This window comes from Levilactobacillus paucivorans, from assembly GCF_001437125.1.
Lineage (GTDB): Bacteria > Bacillota > Bacilli > Lactobacillales > Lactobacillaceae > Levilactobacillus > Levilactobacillus paucivorans.
The window spans coordinates 39,231-59,434 of record NZ_JQCA01000165.1 but is presented as its reverse complement, the minus strand read 5'-3'; the positions used below and the strand labels follow the sequence as shown (position 1 = coordinate 59,434).

The 20,204-nt window shown below is 48.9% G+C and carries 19 protein-coding genes; 8 read left to right on the top strand and 11 right to left on the bottom strand.

Annotated features, from left to right (window positions below):
• Positions 1-31 precede the first annotated feature (31 nt).
• The 9 genes from IV54_RS11095 to IV54_RS11055 form a co-directional block, all read right to left on the bottom strand.
• On the bottom strand, positions 32-625 hold the full coding sequence (locus tag IV54_RS11095) for a pseudouridine synthase (protein ID WP_237756726.1): 594 nt from the start codon (positions 623-625) through the stop codon (positions 32-34).
• Between the two features lie 425 nt (positions 626-1,050).
• Positions 1,051-1,884, bottom strand: a complete 834-nt coding sequence (locus tag IV54_RS11090) for a hypothetical protein (protein ID WP_057879388.1) — start codon at positions 1,882-1,884, stop codon at positions 1,051-1,053.
• Between the two features lie 190 nt (positions 1,885-2,074).
• Entirely contained in the window at positions 2,075-2,530 is a 456-nt protein-coding gene (locus IV54_RS11085; RefSeq protein ID WP_057879387.1) for a universal stress protein, read from the bottom strand.
• Between the two features lie 226 nt (positions 2,531-2,756).
• Positions 2,757-3,224, bottom strand: coding sequence for an HIT family protein (locus tag IV54_RS11080; protein WP_057879386.1), 468 nt, complete (start codon positions 3,222-3,224; stop codon positions 2,757-2,759).
• Positions 3,225-3,360: 136 nt separating this feature from the next.
• Positions 3,361-5,187, bottom strand: a complete 1,827-nt coding sequence (locus tag IV54_RS11075) for an oligopeptide ABC transporter substrate-binding protein (RefSeq protein WP_057879385.1) — start codon at positions 5,185-5,187, stop codon at positions 3,361-3,363.
• Positions 5,188-5,318: 131 nt separating this feature from the next.
• On the bottom strand, positions 5,319-6,269 hold the full coding sequence (locus IV54_RS11070; RefSeq protein WP_057879384.1) for an ABC transporter permease: 951 nt from the start codon (positions 6,267-6,269) through the stop codon (positions 5,319-5,321).
• 14 nt (positions 6,270-6,283) lie between these two features.
• Positions 6,284-7,243, bottom strand: a complete 960-nt coding sequence (locus IV54_RS11065) for an ABC transporter permease (protein ID WP_057879383.1) — start codon at positions 7,241-7,243, stop codon at positions 6,284-6,286.
• A complete protein-coding gene (locus IV54_RS11060) occupies positions 7,243-8,217 on the bottom strand; it encodes an ATP-binding cassette domain-containing protein (RefSeq protein ID WP_057879382.1) in 975 nt (324 codons plus the stop codon). The genes IV54_RS11065 and IV54_RS11060 overlap by 1 nt, the downstream gene beginning before the upstream one ends.
• The gene (locus IV54_RS11055; RefSeq protein WP_057879381.1) at positions 8,214-9,263 is read right to left on the bottom strand and encodes an ABC transporter ATP-binding protein; all 1,050 of its coding nucleotides are present in this window, start codon (positions 9,261-9,263) and stop codon (positions 8,214-8,216) included. Before IV54_RS11055 ends, IV54_RS11060 begins: the two co-directional genes overlap by 4 nt.
• Positions 9,264-9,672: 409 nt before the next feature.
• Here IV54_RS11055 and IV54_RS11050 point away from each other — a divergent pair, with 409 nt between their 5' ends.
• From IV54_RS11050 to IV54_RS11010, 8 genes are all read left to right on the top strand, one after another.
• Positions 9,673-10,143: an Rrf2 family transcriptional regulator gene (locus IV54_RS11050; protein WP_057879380.1), complete on the top strand. Its 471-nt coding sequence runs from the start codon at positions 9,673-9,675 to the stop codon at positions 10,141-10,143.
• Positions 10,144-10,722: 579 nt separating this feature from the next.
• Positions 10,723-11,736, top strand: a complete 1,014-nt coding sequence (locus IV54_RS11040) for a lipoate--protein ligase (RefSeq protein WP_057879378.1) — start codon at positions 10,723-10,725, stop codon at positions 11,734-11,736.
• 131 nt (positions 11,737-11,867) lie between these two features.
• Complete coding sequence (locus tag IV54_RS11035; protein ID WP_057879377.1) at positions 11,868-12,281, top strand: hypothetical protein; 414 nt, start codon at positions 11,868-11,870, stop codon at positions 12,279-12,281.
• Between the two features lie 20 nt (positions 12,282-12,301).
• The gene (locus IV54_RS11030; protein WP_057879376.1) at positions 12,302-12,784 is read left to right on the top strand and encodes a hypothetical protein; all 483 of its coding nucleotides are present in this window, start codon (positions 12,302-12,304) and stop codon (positions 12,782-12,784) included.
• Positions 12,785-13,280: 496 nt separating this feature from the next.
• Positions 13,281-14,681: a DUF5776 domain-containing protein gene (locus IV54_RS11025; RefSeq protein ID WP_237756728.1), complete on the top strand. Its 1,401-nt coding sequence runs from the start codon at positions 13,281-13,283 to the stop codon at positions 14,679-14,681.
• Between the two features lie 162 nt (positions 14,682-14,843).
• Entirely contained in the window at positions 14,844-16,325 is a 1,482-nt protein-coding gene (locus IV54_RS11020; protein WP_057879374.1) for a DUF5776 domain-containing protein, read from the top strand.
• 101 nt (positions 16,326-16,426) lie between these two features.
• Positions 16,427-17,032 (top strand): pentapeptide repeat-containing protein, encoded by a 606-nt coding sequence (locus IV54_RS11015; protein WP_057879373.1) that lies wholly within the window; start codon positions 16,427-16,429, stop codon positions 17,030-17,032.
• 66 nt (positions 17,033-17,098) lie between these two features.
• Entirely contained in the window at positions 17,099-18,166 is a 1,068-nt protein-coding gene (locus IV54_RS11010) for a YdcF family protein (RefSeq protein WP_057879372.1), read from the top strand.
• 277 nt (positions 18,167-18,443) lie between these two features.
• Here IV54_RS11010 and IV54_RS11005 read toward each other — a convergent pair whose 3' ends face one another.
• Positions 18,444-19,295, bottom strand: coding sequence for a hypothetical protein (locus IV54_RS11005; protein ID WP_057879371.1), 852 nt, complete (start codon positions 19,293-19,295; stop codon positions 18,444-18,446).
• Between the two features lie 419 nt (positions 19,296-19,714).
• Positions 19,715-20,137, bottom strand: coding sequence for a helix-turn-helix domain-containing protein (locus IV54_RS11000; protein ID WP_057879391.1), 423 nt, complete (start codon positions 20,135-20,137; stop codon positions 19,715-19,717).
• Positions 20,138-20,204: the final 67 nt, after the last annotated feature.

Genomic DNA, 20,204 nt, shown 5'->3' with positions numbered 1-20,204 from the left:
GATACATATTATATGTACGAAGGCATTTCATTTACACAAGATTCTTGACGCTACCGTCTCTGCCGATGGGGGCGTCAAATGTCCCTTCACCAGCCAGGTGACCAGCCACCCAGGCCAAATAGGTGCGTTGAACGCGCTTCTCGGCAATGTTGCGTACCATGATCGGCACGACAGCAGGGGTCTTGGTCATCATCAAAGCACCCGTAGTTTCCTGATCCAGCCGGCTTAAAATATAAGGGCCGGGTTGATCGGCTCCCAGGTAGGCCGCAACGTGGTTTAGAGTGGTCCCACGTTCACTCGGTTGGTTCGGGTGCGTCTTACTGCCCCGCGTCTTATTGACGATGAGGAGGTCCGCCGTTTCATAAATAACGGCCACGGTAGCCGCACTGTCGGGATCGACCTCGGGAAAGGGTTCCTTGAAGTCGTCGGGGACAAAGGTCATTTGAACGAGGTCCCCGGGTCCGACGAGCTGGTTCATTGACCGGTAACTGCCATTGACAAGCACGCGCTGATTAATCCGCAGATCATGAACCAGGTGGCTCGGGAGTAACCAAGCCGTCAGCTGGTCTCGTAGGGAACGGGATATTTGAGTTGAGGGCAGAGTGCGCGTATAGGTCCAGTGCAAAGGAGGTTACCTCTTTCTTGAGTTGGTAGACGATTTTGTCTATCTAATTACTAACCATCATACCATTTTAGTCTCAGATGTTACGTAGAGAAAAACCGGCCAGTCCCACTCCGAGTAATGCGGTAGTGGGACTGGTCGGTTAAGTTAAAAGTTAATTGAATACCATAGGAATACGAGACTGAGACTCTCGGCTGTACTAAAGAACCAACCTAGCCGGAGGAGGTCAGGGATGGAGCCGGCCGTGGCGGTACTGTTAGACCGAGTGTTTTTCTCGGCCTTACAGTACGGGCGACCTTTAAGACCCGTGCCCCTGGCGGGGCTTAAAGTCGAGCGAGAAGCCCGGTTCCCAGGCTGAAGCGTCCCCACAGCAGGCGTAATCCCTGGCAGCCGCAGGCGGCCTATTTGTTCCAAATCTCTAAACCAGTTTAGTCATAGTCTTCGTCAGCGGTGCCGGAGAAGTAAGGCTTGCCGTTGACCCGATAGCTAGACCAGGTGGCATAGGCATAGTACGCATCCTCAAATGGGAAAAAGTCTTGATTTGTTTGACGATTCAAGTCTTTGATAGTCAAACGGTATTTGCCTTTGGCAAGGCGTTTGTTGGGCAAGCCCTTGATGGCCCGATGGGTGTAGATTTTCGTCGTTCTACCCTTGGTCGTCACTTTATATGCCTTGGCCGAGTGGGTTGGCTTCCAAACATCAAGACCCGAGACAGTGGCTACAGCGCCGTCGGGGGCAAACTTTTTCATTGCTGAAGCATTGTAGTATTGAACGTAGTGGTCCATCGTCAAATAAAAGGCAGCTTGTGACGTAAATGTCGTGCTATTTAGGATACCTTTGAAACCCTTACCGGCCTGATACAGCGTAGGCTCAGCCCCTAGTTTGACGATCTTAAAGTTCGCCTTCTTGAGGGGAACGGAAACGTTACGTTTATAGGTCAGATTCTTGATACGACCATAGTGGTCGGAGACGTTGGTAAAGCCGGCATTGACAATCCAATTGCCGTTTTTATCCTTTTTGTTATAGCCCATGCCAAGGATTCCCACGATGGTGCCCTTCTTGCTCTGAACACGCTTGAAGGTCTTCCCCGACTTCTTCTGCGCGCCAATGTAAAGGTTCTTCTTGAGCTGGACGTAACGGATAAATGAGTGGTTTATATCTAAGTATGGGGACTTGGTAGCCGCATGGGCCGTGGTCAGACCGCCAGTTAGGCCGATCAGACCGATAGTCAGGGCCAGAGACCCCTTAAGTAAGTTGTTCATGTTTAACTCCTCCTGTCATCACGAAGGATGACTTTCCCTAAAAGTAATGAAACAGACCCGCTCCGATTCGGGCCGTAGATGGTGATCTACAGAGATCTATTATAGCCCTATTCGCTGGGAATGTTCAGGGGGTATTCAAGTTAGCTGGCCACAAAAAAATCCCCCACCACAAGGGTGAGGGACCAGTTGTTTATTTGAGTTTAGTTGGCTTAACGATTAAGACGTCGCAGATGGCAGAACGGCTAACGTAGTTGGTTACAGAACCAACCATTAAACGTTCAACGGCGGTCAATCCAGTTGACCCAATGACAATCAATTCGGAACCGTGGTCCGCTGGGAATTCTCGGGCGATAACCGGCTTAGGATTACCGAAACGAACGTGGATACTGACGTCAGTCACACCGGCGTTGATGGCTTGTTGTTTCAAGCTATCAAGTCGTTCCTGAACGTCCTCAGAAAGCTTGTAAATGACGTCACCACTCACAGCACCACCATAAGTGTCGCTGAATTGGTTAACTTCAAGGACATTTAAGATATCAAGATGGGTTTGGTTGCGTTTAGCGACTTCAATTGCCTTTTCTAAGACTGGTTGGGTTGCTTTGGAGCCATCAACGGGAACCAGAATGTTCTTGTATTGTTGTAACATATGGAATGCCACCCCTTCACGAGTCATGTTAAAACTTTACCTATACTATATCATTAATTTAGCAGAGTGTAAGTAATTAATTCCTAGAAACCCGTATGAAAAGGGATGAAAACGCGGGAACTAGGGGGTACCTCTAGGTTGAAAAATTATAACAAAAGTTACGAGAGCTCTTCTTTGGCTCATTTCATTTTAATCAAGGCAGGGGGACCTGTCGCTGTTAGATTCTCTACCGCGAATATTTCTGTAGGATCTCATCAAGTGCCTGATTGAGGTCCTTTTTCATGGTTAGCAAGTCATCCGGGGCCGGGGCGGTATTGTCGGCATACATGATAGCAGGATCAACCCACCAGATAGGCCCAGGTTGCGGCGTATCCCCGTTATGGCGCGGCAGAATGTGCCAATGAGCATGTGAATCGCCATTCCCCAGCATTTCAATATTCATCTTATCAGCCTTGAATGCGATGGCACAGGCTTCTGAGACCCAGCTCATTTCTTTTAGGAACTGGATCTTAACCGCCGGGTCCATTAAATGGAGCTCGGTGACGTGTTCCTTTGCTAGGAACAAGGTGTAACCACGGAAGTATTGGGTATCCGCTAAGACTACGTAACCTGTGGGCAATTCTCTAACCAAGTAAGGGTTCTTATTCGCCTTAATTAAGGCAATGCGTTGACAAATAAAGCAGTCATTAGTCATATTAACTAGCCTCGATTCGTTTTCTATGGTGAGTTAGGCCGTGAAAGAAGGGCGTTTCTGATGGCCACGGCCGCTATCTTAGGATAAACAAAAACCGCCGAATCTCGCTGGATTCGACGGTAATTGAGATGAATGCTTACTTCATGCTAGATGAAGTGAGGGACAAGTTCGTCCAGAAGTTGTTGTTAGCAGCGCCCATGTCAAAGCCCTTAACCCGCTTGTTGACAGGTGACCAGTTGTAACTGAAGTTATCAGGGACAACGGCGGCTTGTTCGTTCATGTAGTTCTGCCATTGCTTGAAGATCTTGGTCCGGTAAGTATCGTTCCAAGCCTTCTCGTTGTTCATGTCACTCATAAGTTGCGTGTTCTTCTTAGTGACGAAGTGACCCATGTTGTAGGTTGCATCTTCACCGTAGATTTGCGTAGGCGTTGGTTCAGATGACAAGCTCCATGCGGCGGCGTAAATGTCGACCGTGTTTTGTTGTGGCTTCTGGATGGTGGAGTAGAAGCTGTTCATTTCCATCGTCTTACCAGTTGCCAACTTAGCGTTCAAGCCAACCTTGCGCCATTGTTGCAGGTAGTCTTGGTATTCAGCGGCTTGGGCTGAAGTCCCAGTCATCGCCCCAAAGTTAATGGTTAATGGCTTGCCCTTAGGATCGGAACGCCACTTGCTACCGTTACGCTTCTTGTAACCGGCCTTATCCAGTAATTGGTTAGCCTTCTTGATGTTCAGAGGGTAACCTTTGGCTGAAGAGTCCCAGTACTTCTTGAAGATTGGTGGAATCAACGTGTTCCCACGCCAAGTGATCCCATTACCGAACTTCTTGTTAACGGCATCGAGGTTCAAGGCGTACATCATGGCTTGACGTAAGCTCTTGTTGCTCATCTTGCTGTTCTTATCCATCACGTTCTTTTGCGTCTTAGTGTCGTAGTGACCAACGTTGAACCCAAAGTAACCGTAGGAGAGGGCAGCTTGACCAACCATCTTGTAGTTCTTGGCGTTCTTGATCTGCTTGTAGTCAGTCCCACGCATGACACTGTTAGGAACAGTGAAGTCGTACTTGTTGGACTGGATAGCTTTGTCAATGTTGTTGGAAGAAACCACGTTGATGCTGATGTGCTTGATTTGTGGTGCCTTGCCATAGTAGTACTTGTTTGGTGACCAAGTCGTGGATTCACCTTCAACAACTTTATCCAACTTGTAAGGACCGGTGAAGAGTGGGTCTTTACGAACTTGCTTGGATGAAGCTAATTTGGCGATTGGCACGTTCTTGATGTAGTTGTATGGCTCTACTGATTGCCAGATGAAGGAGTTCCCAGAATACTTCATAGCTGGTGTAACCTTCGATAAGTGGATCACAGCCGTCCGACCAGTTTGACCGTCAGGGAAGGTAATCCCAGAGATGGTCTTAGCACTACCAGTATGGTATTCGGCCATCCCTTTGATGGCGTTGTAGTCAGCGGAGTATTGTTGTGAAGTGGTGTTTTTGTTCGCAATAACTTCGTATGGGTATTCGATATCTTTGGCGGTAACCTTGTCACCGTTAGACCACTTAGCATTCTTGCGTAAGGTGATCGTCACGGTCTTAGCCTTCCGGTCAATCTTCTGGTTGGCTAACCCACCATCAATAATCTTGAAGTTGGCGTCGGTCCGGAATAACCCGTTGATGTTACCGGGAGTATCTCCACCTGGTGAGAAGACATCGGCGTCTTCGGCGTTAGTCGATAAGACGGGGTCAGAAATCCCTTGGAATGGCGAATCGTTAGGTTCTGCGAGCTTTAATGTACTGTTCTTCGTCGCGGACTTATCAGTGGCTTTCGTGTTCTTATATGAAGCGGACATTTTTACGGAAGCGCCACTAGTCCCGGAGTTGGAACTGGATGAACTTTTGCTGGAACATGCTGCAAGGCTGAGTGTTGCAAGAACAGCCACGGCAGACAATGCGAGCTTTTTCTTATCCATACTATGTTTCCCCCTTGTATAAAATCCTCAAGTTATAAGCCAACCGATTCTCCTCAGGATCGGTTGTGGAACCAATGTTACGACTGACGCAGATGAAGGGTGGCACCATCTCCTCAAATGAAATTGGGTGATTAGTCGGCAGCACCTTGGCGTTGCGAAGCATCCGCAGCGCGCCGCAGAACTTGGCCGACATAACTAATCGCTAAACAAAGAATGATGATTTCCAGTGCGGCTGGCAACCAAGTCCACCAGTATTGTGTGATGTTGTTGGGGTCATTGGCGTTAGAAATCATGGTCCCGAGTGAAGGCGTCTGGCTTGGTAGCCCGAAGCCCAGGTAAGACAGCCCGGTTTCAACCCCGATATTTTCGGCGAAGGACAGGGTGCAGTCGACGATGATCAGAGAAGAAATGTTAGGCATGATTTCTCTGAAGATAATCTTCCAGTGGCTAGTCCCAGAGGTCCGGGAAGCAGCCACGTAATCCTTCTCCGCTTCGGCCAAGGTTCTGGACCGAATCAGCCGTGACGTTCCTTCCCAATAGAAGATGGAGAAGATGAACGTTAAGGTCACAGAGTTATAGTGGGGGATGATGGTAACCAGGACGATAATCATCATGGTCATGGGTAACATCATCATGAAGTCATAGACCCGTTGCATGCCCCAGTCGATGTAACCGTTGAAGTAACCGGAGATGAGTCCCCAACAGATCCCGAAAGTAGACGAGATGATGGTCAAGCCAATCGCGATCCCAATGGAGTTACGAGATCCGACAATCAGCTGCTTGGCCACGGAACGACCACCGGAGTCGGCACCGAGCCAGAATTCAGGGGTGAACGGCTGGTTGAAGTACGCCATGATGTTGGTTTCCATCATCTTGGGAGTGTTGATAAATAGCGCACCTACCATCACGAAGACAATGAAGCCAACGATGATGAAGAGGGCAGCCATGGCGGGACGATCCGCCTTAAATTCACTCCAGATGATTTTGGCCGTCGATGGCGTAGCTTCCGCCTGAGCCTCCTGTGATAGGCGGGCCAAATCAGCTGCGGAAATATCTGAGTGTTGTTCGAAGTTTTCTGCCATTCTGTTTAGCCTCCTTATTCAATCCGAATTCGTGGGTCGACGATGCTCAAGATGATATCGGAGAGCAGGGTTCCCAGTAAGTTTAAAATCCCATAAATGAGGACTAGAGCGGTGATAACCGTGTAGTCCCGGTAGCTGATCGAGTTCACGAACAGCAAGCCCATCCCAGGGTAAGAGAAGACCGTTTCGGTAAAGATTGACCCGTTCAACAGCCCGGTGATGGAGTAGCCGGCAAAGGCGGCAATTGGTAAGAGTGAGTTTCTGAAGATATGGTGTAAGTAAATATCTCGGTTCGGCACCCCTTTGGACCGCGCCGTTCTGACGTAGTCTGAATGCTTGGCGTCGATAACTTCGGAACGCAGGTACTGAACAATGTTGACGGTACTAAACAGCGCTCCGAGAAGACCAGGTAACAAGATATGGTAGAAACGTGACCCGACGGTATGTAGCCAGCCGGAAGCGTCCGAAGATATTGACCCGGTCGTTGGGAACCACCCTAAAACGTAACCGAAGATCCAAATCCCGATAACCAGGATAACGAAGAACGGAATACAGTAGGTTACGTAGGTGTAGACCCGGATAATGGTATCGGGTAACTTACCTTCGTGACGGCCAGCGAAAACCCCCATTGGGAGGGCAAAGACGTAGGTCAGGATCATGGTGAATAGGGCTAACCAGAGGGTGTTCCCGGCCCGGCCTTCAATCAGCCGTGTAACGGGTTCTTGGTACTGGTAGCTGTTCCCTAAGTTCCCATGGAACAAGTGCACCACCCAGTTCCAATACTGTTGGTACCAAGGGTCGTACAACCCATTCATACGCATTAAATGCTTGATTTGCTGGGGGTCAGCCTTGGGGTTAATCGAACCGGTAAATGGGTCACCGGGCATCGCCTTAGCCAGGAGGAAGACCAGCAGACTGAGAATAATGACTTCAGGAATCATAATTAAGAAACGCCGGAGAATCGTTTTCCACATTAGGCCTGCACCTCTCCTTCCTGGGTGGCAAGTTGCTGAGCCAGAGCTTGGGGTAAGGCTACCGCGTGGGTCTTAGAAATCTGAACCAGTGGGTAGGCCTCGCCGTCATCGTCGTAGTACTTGCTTTGTTGTTCCTGGTAGACCTTTTCAACAGCCAACCGAGAGGCTCTGTGGGCTTCACGTTGGTTGACGTTGGTTTCGGGAATCGCTGCCAGAAGCCGCTTCGTGTAGATATGTAACGGGTGATTGTAGATGTCGTCACGGGTTCCAATCTCGACTAACCGGCCCCGGTTCATGATGGCAATGTTGTTACACATGTGCCGCACAACCCCTAAGTCATGAGAGATAAACAGGTAGGAAATGCCGAATTCACGTTGAATCTTCTTCATAAAGTTCAAGACTTGGGCTTGAACGGAGAGGTCCAAAGCGGAGACCGGTTCGTCAGCGATGATGAGCTTGGGGTTGGTAGCCACCGCACGGGCGACCCCAATCCGTTGCCGTTGCCCACCGGAGAATTGGTGCGGGTACTTGTATAAGGCATCCGCATCCAGTCCAACGATGTCGAGCAGTTGTAAGACTCGTAGCTTCTCATCATCCTTGCTGAGGTGTTCGAAGTTCCGGAGGGGTTCGGCGATGATGTCTTCGATCCGCTTCCGGGGATTCAGACTCGACAGGGAGTCTTGGAAAATCATTTGGACGTCGCGGTTGTAATCCAACTTGCGACGGTTTTCAGCTTTGGTGATGTCCTGTCCTTTATAGAGGATGGACCCGCTGGTAACCTTTTCGAGGCCAACGACGGACTTGCCAGTCGTGGACTTGCCGGAACCAGATTCACCAACTAATCCGTAGGTTTCACCGGCTTCAATATTGAAGGTGATGCCATCGACGGCCCGAACGGAATCGGTGATGCGGTTCCAAAATCCGGTGCGGATGGGATAGTGAACTTTGAGATCTTTGATTTCGATTAGGCTCATTCCGTCACGCTCCCCTTCTCATCTGGAAATGTGAAGTCCTTGTAACAGGTACAACGGACTTCGTGCCCCGGCGCAACTTCGTGCATTGTCGGGTGTTCTTCGTGGGCACTGGCTGGTACCCAAGGGATCCGTGGGGCGAACCGGTCACCCTTGCTAGGCATCTTCTGTAAGGAAGGGACGTTACCCTGAATGACGTAGAGGTCATCGTTTTCGTTGTCTCGTTGCGGCATCGACCGTAAGAGGGAACGGGTGTAGGGGTGTTCCGGTGAATTGAAGATTTGTTCCGCGGTTCCTTGTTCGACGATCTGGCCGGCGTACATAACCGCAACTCGGTCGGCGGTCTCGGCCACAACACCCAAGTCATGGGTGATGAGGATGATACCGGCGTGGTTCTCACGTTGAATGTCTCTAAGGACATCCAAGATTTGTGCTTGAATCGTCACGTCCAACGCCGTGGTTGGTTCGTCGGCGATGATTAAGTCCGGTTTGCAGGCAATCGCAATGGCAATGATGACCCGTTGCCGCATCCCCCCAGATAATTCGTGGGGATATTGGCGAGCGGTCCGTTCGGGGTTGACGATCCCAACTTGGTTGAGCAGTTCAATGACCCGGTCATGCTTGGCGGACTTAGATAAGGAAGTATGGTAATCCATGACCTCACTAATTTGGTCCTCAATACGTTTGAGGGGATTCAAGGCTGACAGGGGATCTTGGAAGATCATGCCAATCTTGGCACCTCTGAATTGGTTATAACCATCTTCGTCTAAGCCAAGTAGGTCGGTCCCTTCGAAGTCGACGGAGCCGGAAATCTTGGTCTCGGCTGGATCATGAAGGCCCATAATCGTTGTGGCTAAAGTACTCTTACCACATCCTGATTCACCAACGATGGCGAGAATTTCGTCGTGTTGGACTTGGAGGTTAATGTGGGAGATGGCGTCGTAGTAGTGTCCGTTAATCTTGAAAGCCGTGCTGACGTCTTTAATATCTAGAAAGTTTGATGCGGTTTTCACGGAAATCCCTCCCCAATGTTCTAATCTACCTCTCATTATGTAGATTAAGCCCGATGAATAAACGTTCTTGCGTATTCAATCTGCTATCGAACAATAATTGGTTCTGATTATAATTAATCAAATTCTCATTTACAACCCTTATTTTTTAATTTTAATCATGATTTCTTCATAAACCCCTCACAAACTCTGATGTATCAAGTTTCGCAGACAATAGTTAAAATGATAAAAAATTTAACCTAAAAGGGGGTAGTTGGACAATTTGCTTGTCTAACCACCTATTTATGGGCGTAATCTATGCAATTTGTTAGAATAATATGCATGTATATTCTCTATGAGAAAGTTCTCAGGGGGTCGCCGCTTTCTCATCGCCCTGCGATGGTTTTGTGGTATGATATTTGTATCGGTTACATGCGAATACAGACTTTTTGAAAGCGATGGCTAGACGATGAGATTAGACTTTTCCGTTGCAGTCCATAGCTTGCTCTACCTGGATGAGAATCGTCCCCGGAAGATTGCAAGCCGCGAACTGGCAACGTCACTTCAATTGAATGCGGTGATGATCCGCAACATTCTCTCCGTACTCCATAAGCAGGGGTATATCGAAGGTTCCGTCGGAAAAAACGGCGGGTACCAACTCCTGCGCAATCTTGATGAGATTAACGTTGGGGAACTCTACGACCTGACGATTCCCCCGACTATCAGTTACGCCCGATTCATTACTGGGGATTCCAAGGGGACTCAGGCGACCGATGATACGGATATCTCGGCCAACATCTCGCAAACGTTGACAGACCTGTTTACCCTGGCCGATGAGGACTACCGAAAGTTCTATCATCAATTTACGATGACTGACCTCAAGGAAGACCTCCACGGTCACGGTTACTTCCGTCGCCTGGTAAATGGCCAGAATGACTAGGCACTTTTCTATAATTATTTCGTTAAAGCGATTATAATGAGGGTATAAAAGGGATGGTGACTACGGCCACCATTAATGGCCATACTTTCAACGCCAGGGGTGAACCCTGACGCGGCTGACGTCAGACTTCGGTCTGGCGCCTTTTTTTGTTAAAGAGTGCGATCAAAGGCGGTTAGCCGATGAGCATTAACGTCGATAAGCTGATAATCCTGGTCTTGGATTACCAGCTTATCGGGGTTAAGCGGAGTCGGCTGCCTTTGATCGCACGTTTCGACCATTTAATTTCAAGGAACACAATCCCTAAACAAAAAGCCACAACCACAAAGCCACAACCACAAAGCCACAACCACAAAGCGAGAGGTCCGCCCCCAATAAACCACACCGGTGCTCAACAAGGTTGCGTGTTAGCGCTTATCTACACCACACTCCGAGAGGTTCGATCGCCCAAATATCACCCAATTTATGAATAAATTCTTCCATAGAATACGTGTAAATTGTAATCGTTTTCAGAGCGTGCTATCATTTAGCGTAGCCGGGTCGTACCCGGTGGCTGTGTCATTTGAAAGGGGTCTTAGGTTTATGTACTGGTATGCCATGAAGTCACACGATATTCGCCGGAACCTGGCAACGGAACAATACTTAATGAACAATAAAAAATTCGATGAACCATTGGTCCTATTTTATTACGAAGGCCCTTGCATCATTGTCGGCCGGAATCAAAATACGCTGGAAGAAATTAACCAGAAGTACGTTGAGGAACAAGGGATTACCGTCACCCGTCGGTTATCTGGGGGTGGGGCCGTGTACCAAGACCTGGGCAACCTGTGTTTCAGCTTCGTAGTTGACAGTGACAGTGAGGAGTTCGGGGACTTCAAGTCCTTTGTTCAACCGATCGTCGATGCCCTGCACGCCATGGGCGCCACGACCGCGGAAGTCTCTGGCCGCAATGACATCTTAGTCGACGGCAAGAAGTTCTCCGGTAACGCGATGTACTCTCACAGCGGAAAGACCTTCTCCCACGGGACTTTGATGCTCGACGTGGATCAAGACGTGATTGCACACGCCCTGAACGTGCCCGCCGACAAGATGAAGTCTAAGGGGATCAAGTCCGTTCGCTCTCGGGTAACGAACCTGAAGCCATTCCTGGCACCGCAATACCAGAACCTGACCGTGCCCGAATTCAGAGACACATTGTTAAAGGAACTCTTCCACGTTGATGACCTTGCCGCGATTGCGGATAAAGAGGTTCAGATTGCGGATAGCGAACAGGCCGCCATCGACAAGATTTTCAATGATTACTATGCCAACTGGGATTGGGTCTACGGCAACTCGCCTGAGTTCACGGTTAAGAAGCGGCAACACTTCACGGCAGGGACGATCGATGCCCGCCTGATGATTACCGCGGGTAAGATTGAAAAAATCACGTTCTTCGGGGACTTCTTTGGTCCCGGCGATGCGACCGAATTAGCAGATAAATTAGCCGGTGTGCGGTATGACCGTAAGGATGTCGCCGCCGTCTTGAACAGTGTCGACACCCAGCAGTACTTCAACGGGATCGATACCGCAGACGTCATTGACTTATTAGTCGATTAACTAGTCGATTTGGGAGATCTGCTGATTTTATCCGGCGAATACGTTAGAATAGAATAAATTGACTGAAGGCGTCGTCGGTTTGGTGGCGCCTTTTTCTTATTCTTAACTATATTGAGGAGTTTAATTCTAAAATGAAAGATCGTAACGTAATTGCTTGGGACATCATTTCTCTCTTCGGGTTCTGGGTAATTAACTTTTTAATGACCCGATCCTTTGTCACGGGCAGTGGCCAGGAAAATTCTATGGCGGAATTCTGGCATACATCACTGTTAGCCTTACTGTTTTACGCCATTCCGATCGTGATGGCAGCACTGAACTGGCGGCTTTCGTTCTACCTGATGGGGCTGATCATGGCGCTCTATACGCTGGCGCCGGTTGGCGTGATTCTAACCATGTGGTACGGCCATGCGGACATGATGGTTCGTTTGGGGATGGCCCTGGCGAGCCTAGCCGTTATCGCAGCTAATGCTTACTGGCTAGTTCTGGCCTTACGGTTACGGAAGGCTGACCGAGAACGTGAAGACCGGCGACGGTTCCAGAAATAATAACGAGGTGTTAATCTAAGATGAAACGCAACGTAGATGATTTTATGGCGGCTGTTGAAGCCGATAATTTGGAACATTTGGAACAAAAGACAACTCAGGCGAAATTCTTCGCCGATCCCGATGGCGTGATGGCGCCTCTGGCGGCCTTCATGCGCGACAAGATTCAGGCGGACACGCTTGCCCAAGCCACGCTGACGGTGACCGATACGGACATCTCAGTGCGCTTAGAGCTCAGTGTGATTAACCTGCCACTGCAAGACACCAAGACTATTGGGAAAATCATGACGACCGACGTTGAGGAACCCCTGAACGTCTACGCCGTGATTGAAACGCCGGATATCAATGTCTCGGGCTTGCGAATCGATGCCTTGGCACCGGCCGATACCTACGTCGAACAGGCGGAAACGGCCGACCAAAGCCTGCACGACTGGCTGAAGTTGCAGATTGAAAAACTCCAAACGGCTGAAGCTAATCGCGAGGAAACCGACGTCAAGAAAAAATAGGGCTTGAAGCGACGGGGAGTCTGTGCTATGATTCTCTGTATGCGATGAGTCGAGAAATCACGCGTTCCTTGCTTGCAAGGGGCGTCCGCGCAAGCGGCTAGGTGAATTTGTCAGCAGGGCACATATGTCACCGTATTGTGACGTGTCTGATTTTGAGGGAATGTGGATTCCGAGATAAATCCATTCGTTTCGACGAATGCTGTGGTAAAAGCGTTCAATTGGTCTTCGGACTGGTTGAGCGCTTTTTGTTTTGTCCAGATTCGGTGATCTGCTGGGAGATAGATTGAGAATGTAAACGTTTGCGCATATAATTCAATTAAGAAGGTATCGTTATAGCCATAAAGAATTTCAAATCAGCTCTTTAAATGAAATTATAAAAGCTTCAAGAGGATAGTCAAAGGGGATAAAGGTTATGAAGAAGCAACACTGGATGAAAAGTATTTTAATAATTATGGTCGGTCTGATTATGGGGTTAGTCGTGACAATACCAGTGTCAATGGGAACAGCGACAACTGCCAAGGCCGCGGATGATACCGTGGTTACCTTTAGACTCTATTATTCAAAAGAAGTTTATACAGACTTTGATATACCATTCTCGAAGCTTGATCTGCCACTAACCTATGGTAAACTTTTTGACCAGTCGGTAATTGTAGGGGGGTACGGTAAAGCAGGAATGCTACAGGAATCGGTAAAAGTGGCAAATTATGTGCCAACGCATATTTGGGAGCCTGTACAGGGTGTCCAAATGATGGAGCCGTTTATGAGTGACACGTCTCCGGCAATGTCGGATGCGGAGGTTTCAAATATGGTTGCGGACAATCAAGTACTAGATGTGGCACAGTTCGATCAGGATATGCAGAAAACACCAACCTATGATGCCAATGCAGCGGATATTAAAATAGACTATACCCTCCCGTTGAAGGAACCAAATATGACCATGCAAGTAACTTATCAGATGGCGGATGGCTCCGATTTACCAGCTTCGGTTACAGATATTAGTGACAATCCCACAAGTGATACAAAGACTACAGCAACGAAAACGATTAAGGGCTTTGAAGGGGAAACCTATCAAGATACGCCACATTATCTGATTCCTCAGGTTGCGGGCTATACGGCGAATGTAAATACTGTGACCTTCACCCAGGATGGCACGGATGCGACGAAGGCAAAGCCAGTAACGATTACTTATACCAAGAACTCTCCCAAAAATGCAGTTGCGACACCGAGTGAACCAAAGCCAGTCAAGACGCTCTTCAAGGTGTATGGTAAGCGGGGGCTCTATCGGTATCGACACGTTGATTTCAAGAAGGCTGAACGTTTGCACCACTATGTCAAGAAGCCGCGGATGTATGCCCCAGTCTTCGATGTTGTAGGGACAGCGACGTCTAAAGCCGGCAACCCGCGTTACTTATTACGAGATGGTAGTTATATCACGGCTAAGAAGGCCTTTGTGAATAAGCTGTACTGGCAAGGAGCTCAAACAACGCTTTATGTCACGAGTCCTAAAGGAACGAACCTGTATCAAGAGATGCCGTTAACGACTAAGGTTCGTCATCTGAAACAAGGGAGTTCTGTTCAAGTCGTCAAGCTAGTGAAGAAGGGGTATTTGACGCGTTACCAGTTGGCGGATGGGACTTATATTACCGGAAACAAGCAGTTGGTTTCGCCGACTAAGCCCAAAGAGGTTACTAAGATCAAAGCTAAAGCCAACATCAATCTGTACCGCGATGTGGACTTACAGCATCGGATCAAGCGAATTACCAAGGGCCAGACCGTTACCGTTAAAGGTTGGGATTATTCCTTTGGTGGGATTACGGGGATGACCGGTAGTAAGCGGTACAAGGTGGCTGGAGGCTACATTAGTGCCAATAAAGCCCTTGTTAAAGTTATGAAATAAGTCAGTTGGCAGCCAGGGGTAAAACTCTCGGCTGCCTTTTTGAATAGGGGGAATTGATGCAGATTAAAACGGAAAGTTCGAATTAAAGTTGAGTTTGTAAACGCTTTCACATATACTGAACCTAACGACATATCGCAAACATCGCGGACTTGGAGGGGACTTATGATTAAAAGACTACGAACGGTAATCATGGTAGGTTTGGCAGTTGTGGTCGGACTTATTGGACTGATTTTCACGGATTTTGGCGATATAATTGCTTTGGCGGGCGACACCGTGACAGCTGAGCAGACGGATAAAAGTGAAGTCCACATTAGGTATAACAATTTGAATCCTGCCGAAGATGGGTCAGGGTTCGACCTAAATCAGTACGATGTTGGTGATTATTTTTTGACCGCAGATACCACAGTAGGAGATTTATTTGATGCGTTGCCGATAGCTAAAGCGGGTGTGACTATGAAAATGCTTTGGCAATTTGGAAGCGGCGTAAACAACCGGATTTGGACTAAAGAGCAAGGTAACAAATTTCTGGGTGTTCCTGAAGATACTGACACGTCTGCCATTCTAGTTGTATCGACAGGGTATGCATTTAATGCTGATCGTTATGAAGAGTTGGTTAGGGAGAAGGCTTTGGAACCAGGATCGCAAATTCCAAGTCGTTTTGATTATTTCATTGACGCCGATCATATGCCTTTCGAAAAGGCAAACCTGACTTTAAATCTGACTTACAAGATGTCGGACGGAAGCGTGGTACCTGAAAAAGATTTCGATGATTACCAGAATCCTCGGGTGATCACTGGTTATTCGGGCCAGGTCTATATGGATACTGAACACTTTCTAATTCCTCATATCCAAGGCTACACGGCGAATACAGATAAGGTCAGTTTCGTTCAGGAGCAAGCGGATGAAACCCGGGCCAAACCGGTGACTATCACCTATACTAAGAATCCAAGTGTTCCTTCAAGTTCAGAGACCGGTAATGGAGTAGGGAGCTCATCCTTCAAGGTCTACGGTAAACAGAAGTTATATCGCTACAAGAACGTCGATTTCAAGAAGAACGAACGGGTTCAAAAGTACGTCAAAAAGCCACGGATCTACGCGCCGATCTTCAAAGTTGTTGGCACTGCCACTTCTAAGGCAGGCAATCCTCGCTACAAATTGAGTGATGGCACTTACATCACAGCGAAATCGGCTTATGTGGCTAAGTTATATTGGCAAAAGATGACGACCCAAACCATGTACGTCACCAACCCTAAGGGAGTCAAGACCCACGCCACGACAACCTTTAACGACCAGATCAGCCGCTTAAAACAGGGCACCGCAGTTCCCGTGACCAAGCTGGTAAAGGTTGGCAATGTGACCCGGTATGAGCTGCCAGATGGCACCTACATCACAGGCAGCAAGTGTTACGTGACACCTAACAAGCCAAGAACGGTCATCAAGGTTCAAGGCCGAGACGGTCGAAACCGCTACAGTGACGTCAACCTGAACGAACATCTCCAGCATTACAAGAAGGGTCATATCTTCAAGGTAACTGGCTGGGATTACTCCCACGGTTGGAATACCGCGGTTCATGGCACTAAGCGCTACAAGGTGGCTGGTGGGTACATCACCGGGAATCCTAAATTAGTTAAAATTGTCAAATAAGTATCAACCGACGGGCTCCCCAACTTATGAGGAACCCGTTTTGTGTGATCGCTTTACCCCCGGAAAACGGGTAGACTAAGAGGAAAAGGAGTTAAAGAATTATGCCAGATTATCCCGTCATTGCCGATCAAACCTTGGCGTTTGATGATATCGAAATGGAACATACCTATCAGAACTGTACCTTCACGCCAGCCAACGCGGCCATCCGTTTGATGGATGTTGAGCTGGATCACTGCACGTTTCAACAGACCAACTTTGACGACGGTGAGTTTGTTCGGGTGACCTGGCGGCACAGCCAGTTGGTGAATACCTCGTGGCGTGAGACCCGCTGGTATGACTGCGATTTACGCAATCTTCAGTTATCCGGGGCGGAGCTGACTGGTAGTTTTTGGCAACGTTCCAGTATTCAAGCGTCGAAGCTGGTCTATGCCAATTTTAGCGAGGCTCAGCTGAATCAGATGAGTTTCTTGGATTGTGATCTATTGGAGAGTGCTTTTCAGGCCGTTCAGAGTAAGAAGGGCGTGGACTTCGCCGGGTCACGACTGACCGGGGCCAGCTTTATTGAAACGCGGTTGGCTGGCTTCGACTGGCACGCTGCCGACTTTGCCGGCGTTAGCCTCAATGCTGATCTAGCAAAGGGCTTAAAGATTAATCAATTTCAGGCGGCCCAACTCATTGGCCTGCTAGGGATTGAGGTCGCGGAGTAGAGCGATCGCGGCGCGCTATGCTATTCTAGAGTGAGTCTTGAAATTATTGCGGAGGAGTCTCGTGTCATGCAAAATGAAATGTTCGCTATTCCCGCTGTCGTTTACCTGGGGTGGTTGATTCCCTTGGGATTTGGCCTGATATTTGGGGTCAGCTACGGCATTGAGAAACGCCGTTTGGGAAACGGTATCTGGTTTTCGCTATTTTTTTACTCGTTTTTAACGATGTTAGCCATCTCGATTCTAGGAACCAATAATAAGTGGCTAATTGTCATCAGTATCGTCTTGTTTGTCCTGCTCCTGATGTTAATCGGGGTCGTGTTTGCCCTCCAAGCCTTCCTCCTGTTGTGGAACGCGTGGATCGTCTGGAAACGGGAGAGTCATACGATTGCCAACATGTTGACACTCTTTCTAGGTGTTGCGATTCTCCTGGCGCCATTCGTGGTCCGGTTGACATCGCTCTACCTGCCAGTTCCGGTGGCGACGGCGATCAACCTGTTTCCGGCGATGGTGATTTTCTACGTCCTGTTCTGGTTCTACAACTACCTGACGATGTTGTTCATCTACCAGTTCAATCATCCCCGCTACAAGCAGGATTACCTGGTTGTCCTGGGGGCGGGCCTGCTAAATGGAGATGAGGTTTCACCCTTGTTGAGCCAACGAATTGACCGGGCGATCACCTTTTATCAAAAGCAACTGGCCAAGACCGGTCGGGCACCCGTAATTATCTTCTCCGGGGGTCAGGGTGGCGACGAGACCGTACCGGAGGGTGTTGCCATGCGGCAATACGCGCTACGACGCGGCTTGCCGGCCGACCACACCATCGCGGAGGACCGGTCGAAGACAACCTATGAGAATATGGTATTTTCCAAGGCGATCATCGATGAACAGGGGCCGACAAATCCCCGCGTGACCTTCGTGACCAATGGCTATCACACCTTTAGAGCGGGGATGATTGCCAAGAGGGCCGGACTCAAGGCCAACGGGATTGGGGCGCATACCGCCAAGTTTTTCCTGCCTAATGCCATCCTACGCGAATACATTGCGATCTTCGTTGGCAACAAGCGGTGGCATGCCGTCGCCATTGGTCTGATGCTGATCCTGACGATTGCGTTAACCTGGGCTGAATATCAATAGATGAAAAAAACGTTGACCAAGTGGCCAACGTTTTTATTTTGAAATACTTAGTCATCGTTACGATGGGTCTGGTAGCTGGCAAAAGCGGCATAGCCGACTGCCACAACTAACAAGGTCCCCACGCCATAAAACAAGATGTTCCCCAGTGCCATCATGATCGGATTCCCCCTGAATAGATTGCTACTTGTATGATAGCAAATTCAGTATCCAGGATAAATAGTTTGCAGGTAGTTTGTTGATTTGTAATATTTACTAGCCCGCTAAAGGTCTAATCCGATTATTTGACCAGGTAAACATGGTCCTTGATCAGGTCGATCGGGGTGTAGTGCCGGTTCAGGTTACGCGTATCCTTATTCTCTAAGAGTTCGGCGTGATCCCAGAACTCATTGGATCCGGTGGCCCCATGAGGTTCACCCAAGACGACGAAGTCCACGTCGTTATCGGACTGTCGGATGGCCTGAAGTAATTCCCAATCTAACGGCAGACCGTCGGGAGACCAGGACATGACGACGACGCCCACCTGGTCGTGGTAGGTGTTCCAGGCGTCGAGCGCGGAGAGGGGCTCGATCGACGTCAGGGGATGCCGACCGGTCTCGTTTTCCTTGGTCCAAGTCTGACTGTCAGTGGCGTAGACCGTCTTATGTGCGGCCCGTAAGCCCTTAGAAATGTAGCCGTTACCCGCCATGACTTCTAGTATCGCGCGGTCGCCGACGAACTTCGCCAGGTCACTCACGAACGGTGCCGACGTGTAGGCCCACATGCCATAGTGGTTTTCAAGGTAGTCTCTAAATGAACGCAGGTCGTGGTCCAACTCTGGCAACGCATCGGTCAGACTGTTCCACAGCTTGTCACCTTGAGCATCACCGGTCGGGTATTGTTGGGCCAGCTTACGATAAATCTGGTCCTGAATATCATCGGGAAGTTGAAGTAACGGTAACTGTTGGGGCAGGTCCCCAGCGGCCAACATCCGGTCCGCCAGAAGGATATTACTGATGAGAATCTTCACGGCGGGATAATCCCCAAACTGGTGGTAATAGTCCGTCATCCGGTCAATATAGGCCGTCTTGCGTTGGCTCAGGGGTTGATGCCGAATCTTCTTTTTTAGTTTTTGCAGTTTTTTCGGGTTCACTTGAAGGATCCTTTCCAAGATAGGTCATGAAATACTTTGACAAAATTTGTGGCTGATAAAAATTATTGTGCTAAACAACTCTTTTGGATGAGTAGAGAAGACTGATTTGAGCCGACTCACAGTTTCAGTTAGAGCGACTTTTATTGATCACAACTGATTTGAAGCCGGAGGAGGCCGGGACCCACGCAGTGTCGATGTCGTTTGGTGGCGTTACTTGCCGCCTTACGACATGGGCCGTCTTGGAAACTCGCGGGATGGGCGAGGTTTCAAGGCGCTCTGAAGACTCAGTTTTTTTTGAGGCTTCAGAGGTTGCCCCACAGCGTGGGTCCCGGCAGCCGCAGGCTGGCCAATTTAAACCAATGCCAAACAAAAGAGCCGATCGATTAGCCCCAACGGCTGATCGGCCGGCTCCTAAATGGTTAGTGGTCGTCGAGATGGAGATCCAACTCTTCTTGTTGGTTGGTTTCCGGTGCGGTGAAGCGGTTTTCCTTACCGTGCAGGTAGCCATCGATAAGTTGATAGATTTCATAACGGTCGCGTCCGCTCAATAATTCCCGGTTGAAGCTCAGTTGCTTCCCGGAAAGGAAGAGCCGGCCGAGGTCGTATTCATCGCGTTCCGCTTTACCCGTCAGGTAATCCATGGTGACATCGAAGTATTCCGCGAGCTTGCGGACCTCTACGTAGGACGGGGTACGAATACCGCGTTCCCAGTTACCAATTTGTGACGCAGTGTTTGAATGATCATCCGTTTCCACGGACTGTTGTTCGTTCAGGGCTGTGGCCAATTGTTCCAAAGTAATGTGTTGGCCGCGTCGTAAGGCCCGAAGTCGTTCAGAAAACATGTTAGTCACCCGTTTCTTCCATTAGTCTATACGACCATTATACCACTTAGCGTTACTTTTAACCTAA

What these genes read in the sequence shown, in the direction of transcription:
- IV54_RS11060 (WP_057879382.1), bottom strand. Translation starts at nt 8,217, where the DNA reads ATGAGCCTAATCGAAATCAAAGATCTCAAAGTTCACTATCCCATCCGC.
- IV54_RS11090 (WP_057879388.1), bottom strand. Translation starts at nt 1,884, where the DNA reads ATGAACAACTTACTTAAGGGGTCTCTGGCCCTGACTATCGGTCTGATC.
- IV54_RS11030 (WP_057879376.1), top strand. Translation starts at nt 12,302, where the DNA reads ATGAAACGCAACGTAGATGATTTTATGGCGGCTGTTGAAGCCGATAAT.
- IV54_RS11025 (WP_237756728.1), top strand. Translation starts at nt 13,281, where the DNA reads ATGGGAACAGCGACAACTGCCAAGGCCGCGGATGATACCGTGGTTACC.
- IV54_RS11035 (WP_057879377.1), top strand. Translation starts at nt 11,868, where the DNA reads ATGAAAGATCGTAACGTAATTGCTTGGGACATCATTTCTCTCTTCGGG.
- IV54_RS11055 (WP_057879381.1), bottom strand. Translation starts at nt 9,263, where the DNA reads ATGAGAGGTAGATTAGAACATTGGGGAGGGATTTCCGTGAAAACCGCA.
- IV54_RS11010 (WP_057879372.1), top strand. Translation starts at nt 17,099, where the DNA reads ATGCAAAATGAAATGTTCGCTATTCCCGCTGTCGTTTACCTGGGGTGG.
- IV54_RS11080 (WP_057879386.1), bottom strand. Translation starts at nt 3,224, where the DNA reads ATGACTAATGACTGCTTTATTTGTCAACGCATTGCCTTAATTAAGGCG.
- IV54_RS11050 (WP_057879380.1), top strand. Translation starts at nt 9,673, where the DNA reads ATGAGATTAGACTTTTCCGTTGCAGTCCATAGCTTGCTCTACCTGGAT.
- IV54_RS11075 (WP_057879385.1), bottom strand. Translation starts at nt 5,187, where the DNA reads ATGGATAAGAAAAAGCTCGCATTGTCTGCCGTGGCTGTTCTTGCAACA.
- IV54_RS11040 (WP_057879378.1), top strand. Translation starts at nt 10,723, where the DNA reads ATGTACTGGTATGCCATGAAGTCACACGATATTCGCCGGAACCTGGCA.
- IV54_RS11070 (WP_057879384.1), bottom strand. Translation starts at nt 6,269, where the DNA reads ATGGCAGAAAACTTCGAACAACACTCAGATATTTCCGCAGCTGATTTG.
- IV54_RS11020 (WP_057879374.1), top strand. Translation starts at nt 14,844, where the DNA reads ATGATTAAAAGACTACGAACGGTAATCATGGTAGGTTTGGCAGTTGTG.
- IV54_RS11000 (WP_057879391.1), bottom strand. Translation starts at nt 20,137, where the DNA reads ATGTTTTCTGAACGACTTCGGGCCTTACGACGCGGCCAACACATTACT.
- IV54_RS11065 (WP_057879383.1), bottom strand. Translation starts at nt 7,243, where the DNA reads ATGTGGAAAACGATTCTCCGGCGTTTCTTAATTATGATTCCTGAAGTC.
- IV54_RS11085 (WP_057879387.1), bottom strand. Translation starts at nt 2,530, where the DNA reads ATGTTACAACAATACAAGAACATTCTGGTTCCCGTTGATGGCTCCAAA.
- IV54_RS11015 (WP_057879373.1), top strand. Translation starts at nt 16,427, where the DNA reads ATGCCAGATTATCCCGTCATTGCCGATCAAACCTTGGCGTTTGATGAT.